Raw genomic sequence first — 5,818 nt, forward strand, 5'->3', positions numbered from 1 at the left:
CATCCTCCACGTCGTCGTGAAGGTCGTGTTCTCCGTCGGGCCGTACCCGTTGATGAGGGGGCCTCCCGCGCGCAGCCGCTCTCTCACCCGCTGCACCGGCAGCACGTCCCCTCCCGCCAGCACCTGCTTCACTCCCGCCAGTGCCTCCGGTTGGTACGCCTGCATCTGCTCGAAGAGCGCCGCTGTCAGCCACAGCGACGTCACCTGGTGCTTCTTCAACGCTGCCGCCACCTCCTCCAGCGCCAGCTCCTTCGCCGGGTACACCACCAGCTTTGCTCCGTTCAGCAGCGCGCCCCATACCTCCAGCGTCGACGCGTCGAAGCCTACGGGCGCCAGCTGCAACCACACTTCCTTCTCGCTGAAGCTCGCGTACCTGGCTCCCTTCACCAGCCTCGCCACCGCCCTCTGCGGCACCCCCACGCCCTTCGGCGTCCCCGTGCTCCCCGACGTGTACATCACGTACGCCAAGCTGCTTCCTTCTCCTCGACGCCGCGGATTGCTCTTCGGCTGACTCGCTATCTCCCCAGCCTCCGCGTCGACGCTCACCACCACGTCCGCGCTCTCCCCCACCTCCTCCACCAGCTCCTCGCGGCCCACCACCACCGCCACTCCCGCCTCCCTCTTCATCCACCTCAACCGCTCCGCCGGGTTGTTCCCCTCCAGCGGCACGTACGCTCCTCCCGCCTTCACCACCCCCACCACCGTCACCACCCACTCCAGCGAGCGCTCCACACTCAGCCCCACTCTCACCTCGGGGCCGACTCCCACGCTCCTCAGGTGGTGCGCGAGCTGATTCGCTCTCTCGTTGAGCTGTCCGTACGTCAGCGACTCACCGGCGTCGTCGACAACCGCGACTGCGTCCGGCGTCTTCTCCACCTGCGCCTCGAACAACTCCGCCAGTAGAGGCTCACGCGACGCATGAGCACTTCGACCGTGCTGGTGCCGCGCATCGAGCGCGTCCGCACGCGAAAGCTGTTCATGTCCGCGAGTCCTTACGCCAACCGGCTCCGCGAGCGCCGACGCCCGCCCGCTCCACGCCATCACCTGACGCCGCTCCTCCTCCGTCTCCAGCGGCAGCTCCCTCACCCTCTTCCCCCACCCCTCCACGCCTCCCTCCAGCACCCGCCGCACGTGCTTCACCAACCGCTCCGCTGTCCCCTCCTCGAACAGGTCGCTGTTGTAGTTCAGCACCACCACCACCCCGTCCGCGTCCTCTCCCACCGACAACGAGAGGTCGAACTTCGACGTCTTCGTGTCCGTCTCCAGCCCCTTCAGCACCAACCCCTTCCCCAGACTCACCTTCAACCCAGGCGTGTTCTGCAGCGTCAGGCTCACCTGGAACAGCGGACTGCGGCTCAGGTCTCTCTGCGGCAGCAACTCCTCCACCAGCTTCTCGAACGGCACGTCCTGGTGCGCGTACGCACCCAACGTCACCTCCTTCGCCCTCCCCACCAGCTCCCCGAACGTCTCCCCCTCCTCCACACGCCCCCTCAGCACCAGCGTGTTCGCGAAGTAGCCGATCAACCCTTCCGTCTCCGCGTGCGTACGCCCCGCAATCGGGAATCCCACCACCACGTCCCGCTGCCCCGCGTGCCTCGCCAGCACCACCTGGTACGCGCTCAGCAGCACCATGAAGGGTGTCACCCCCTCACGACGACTCACGTCCTCCACCTTCCTCCACAACTCCTTCGGCCACTGCGTCTGGACGAAGCCACCCCTGAAGCTCTGCGCCACAGGCCTCGGCTTGTCCGTCACCAACTCCAACGCCTTCGGCGCGCCCTCCAACTGCTTGCGCCAGTACTCCACCTGCTGCTCCAGCGCCTCCCCCTTCAGCCACCCTCGCTGCCACTCCGCATAGTCCCCGTATTGCACTGGCAACTCGCGCAGCGGCGACTCCCTGCCCTCCGCATACGCTCCGTAGAGCGCCGCCACCTCCCGCACCAACAGCCCCGTCGACCACCCGTCCGACACGATGTGGTGCAGCACCACCACCAACACGTGTGACGCCTCGGACAGCCTCACCAGCGTCGCCCTCAGCAGCGGTCCCCGCGCCAGATTGAAGGGCCGCGCCACCTCCTCGCCGACGAGACGCAGCAACGTCGCCTCTTGCTCCATCTCCCCGCCCAACTCGACTCGGCGGAAATGGAACGGCGACGGCGGAGAGACCACCTGCACAGGGACACCGCCCTCGTCGGGGAAGCAGGTGCGCAGGTTCTCGTGACGACGAGTCACCTCGGAGAACGCTCGCTCCAGCGCCTCCACGTCGAGTGCCCCCTCCAGCCGGAGCGCCGACGGGACGTTGTACGTGACACTCCCAGGCTCGAGCTTGTCGAGGAACCACAAACGCTGCTGCGCGAAGGACAACGGCAGTGCCCCTTGACGCGCGGAGGGCCGCAAGGCCGGCACCGAGACGACTCGCGCGACCTGCTCCACCTTGCGCGCAAGACCCTCGAGCGTGGGCGCCTCGAAGAGCGCCCTCAGCGGCACCTCCACTCCCAACGAGCCACGCAGCCGCGCCACCACCTGCGTCGCGATGAGCGAATGCCCACCCAGCGCGAAGAAGTCGTCGTGACGGCTCACGCGCTCGACTCGCAGGACCTCCTTCCAGATGGCGGCCAGTGACTCCTCCATCGGCGTCGCGGGCGGCACATGCACCGCGCCCGAAGACAGCGAACCCGCCTCCGGCTCGGGCAACGCCCGTCGGTCCAGCTTGCCGTTCGGCGTCAGCGGCAACGCCTCCAGCACCATGAAGCCCGAGGGCACCATGTGCGACGGCAAGCGCTCCTGGAGGAAGCCTCGCAGCGTCCCCAGCTCCACGGCTCCCGAGGGCCGCGCGATGACATACGCGACCAGTCGCTTGTCACCGGCCGCGTCCTCGCGAGCCACCACCACCGCGTCACCCACCGAGGGATGTTCTCGAAGGACCGCCGCCACCTCTCCAGGCTCCACGCGGAAGCCTCGCACCTTCACCTGGAAGTCCGCGCGGCCCAGGAACTCCACCCTGCCATCCGCGAGCCACCGCACCCTGTCCCCCGTGCGGTACATCCGAGCCCCCGACACGGAACTGAACGGGTCCGGACTGAAACGCTCCGCCGTCAGGTCAGGACGCCCCAGATAGCCACGAGCCACCTGCTCGCCGCCGATGAACAGCTCTCCCGGCACGCCGGCTGGCACCGGACGCAGCTCGGTATCCAGCACGTACACACGCGTCCTCGCCAACGGCCGGCCCAGCGGCACGGTGGCCGCCCGCACCACGGTCCCCGCATCCACCGGGCCCGCGAGCACACCCACGGTCGTCTCCGTGGGGCCATAGTGATTGAACACCTCCACTGTTGGAGCCAGGGCACGCACCTGCTCCACCAACGCCCACGTCGAGGACTCGCCACCGAGGACCAGTCGCTTGCGCGGCAGCACCCGCTCCGGCTCCGGCGCCGTCAACCAGGCGGAGAGGTGCGCGGGCACCATCTTCACGCAGTCCACCGAGTGCCGATGGAAGTACTCCGCCACGCCCACGGGATTCCCCATGCGCGCGGACGAGAGGACATGCAGCACGCCTCCCGTGCACAGCGCTGGGAACAGCACCGTATTGCCCAGGTCCGCGCCGAAGGTCGACACCAACGCGAAGCTCGCGCAGTCACGCAGCCCGAGTCGCTCCGTCGCGGCCTGGACGTAGTTCACCAGCGCCCCGTGCGACACGGCCACGCCCTTGGGACGTCCCGTGCTGCCCGAGGTGAACAACACGTACGCGACGTTCTCCGGAGAGACCCGCACGTTCGGGACATCGGTGGAATGCCTCGCGAGCAGCGCGGCGTCCCGGTCCATCAAGACCTGACGCGCGGCGCACGTCTCGAACGAAGCAGCGTGACGAGACTCCGTCACCACGACGGGCGCGGCGACCTCCTCCACGAGCACGCGCAGGCGCGTGGCGGGCTGTGCGGGCTCCAGCGGCACATACGCGCCACCGGCCTTCAGGACGCCCAGCAGCGCCACCACCAGGTCCACGCTCCGCTCCAGGCACAGCGCCACCGGGGCGTCCGGCCCGACCCCGAGTTCTCGCAGATGCCTCGCGAGCTGGTTGGCGCGCGCATCGAGCTGCGCGTACGACAACACCGTGTCCTCGTACCGCACGGCGGGAGCCATGGGGGTTCGGGCCGCCTGCTGCTCGATGAGCGCATGCAGTGGTGCCGCGTTCGAGAAGTCCGCGGTGGCGGTGGACCACGAGTCCAGGATCTGTTGCCGCTCGGCTGGCGTCATCAACGGCAGCTCGGAGAGGCGCTGGCCAGGGTTCGAGGTGATCGCCTCCAGCAGCACCTGGAGGTGCGCCACCATGCGCGCCGCCGTGGACTCGGAGAACAGGTCCGGGTTGAACAGCAGCGTCCCCGTGATTCCCTCCGAGGTCTCGCTCAGGTTCAGCGACAGCTCGAAGCGCGCGGCCTCGGTGCCCTCCGTCTCCAGCGGCACGAGAGACAACGTGGGGAACTCGAGCGCCTCCACCGGCGCGTTCTGCAACACGAACAGGACCTGGAACAGCGCGGTGCGGCTCAGGTCGCGGACGGGACGCAGCGCCTCCACCAGCTTCTCGAAGGGGAGGTCCTGGTGCTCGTAGGCCCCGAGCGTGGTCTCACGGACCTGGGCCAGGAGCTGGAGGAACGTCTCCGTGGGATGCACCCGTGCACGCAGGACCAACGTGTTGACGAAGAAGCCGATGAGGCCCTCCGTCTCCGCATACCGGCGGCCCGCGATGGGTGAGCCCACGCTGATGTCGTCCTGCCCCGAGTAGCGGGACAGCAACACCTGGAACGCCGAGAGCAACACCATGAAGGGCGTGGTTCCCGTCTCACGGGCCAGCGCGCCCACCGCGTCTCGCAGCGCGACAGGCAGGCGGACCGGGACGGTGGAGCCTCGCTGGGATTGGACCGCGGGCCGAGGCCCTTCGATGGGCAACTCCAGATGCGGGGGCGCTCCGGCGAGCCGCTGCCTCCACCAGTCGAGCTGCGTCTCCAGCCGCTCTCCGCTCAGCCACTCGCGTTGCCAGAGCGCGTAGTCCGCGTACTGCACCGGCAGCGTGGGAAGCGGCGCCTGTTGCCCCTCGGAGAAGGCGACGTAGAGCGCGCCGAGCTCTCGCACCAGCACGCCCAGGGACCAGCCGTCCGAGACGATGTGGTGCATCACCAGCGACAGCACATGTTGCTCGGGGGCGAGTCGGAACAATGTGGCGCGCAGGAGCCTGGGCTGTCCAAGGTCGAACGGGCGCAGCGACTCCTCGACGGCTCGGTGTCGCACCGCGCTCCGGCGGTCCGCTTCGGACGACGCGCTCAGCTCCTCGAAGGCGAGCTGGAAGTCGCCAGGCGCGTGAATGACCTGGACTGGTTCTCCATCGTGAAGCGCGAAGCTGGTGCGTAGGGATTCGTGACGTGCCACCAACGCGGAGAACGCTTGTTCGAGCGCGTTGATTCGCAGCGCCCCATTGACCTGGAGATGAATCGGGACGTTGTAGGCGGCGCTGCCCGGCGAGAGCTGGTCGAAGAACCACAGTCGGTGCTGCGCGAACGACAGCGGCGGCTGGCCAGTGCGAGGCCGTGCGACCAGCGGGAAGACGTCTGGGGTCGCGCCGTCCCCGCGCGAGGAATCGAGACGTCTCGCGAGCGCTTCGATGGTCGGTGCTTCGAAGAGTGCGCGCAGTGGGAGGTTGATACCGGTGAGTGCGCGCACTCGCGCCACCACCTGCGTCGCCAGCAGCGAGTGCCCTCCCAGCTCGAAGAAGTCGTCCTTCCTCCCGACTCGCTTCGCTCCCAGCACCTCGCTGAACACCTCCGCC

Annotated in this window: 1 protein-coding gene; it reads right to left on the minus strand. The window is 68.5% G+C overall.

Annotation, left to right across the window (positions count from 1 at the left end):
• On the minus strand, positions 1-5,818 hold a 5,818-nt coding region (locus LXT21_RS44535; protein ID WP_254044364.1), incomplete at both ends, for a non-ribosomal peptide synthetase.

This window comes from Myxococcus guangdongensis, from assembly GCF_024198255.1.
Lineage (GTDB): Bacteria > Myxococcota > Myxococcia > Myxococcales > Myxococcaceae > Myxococcus > Myxococcus guangdongensis.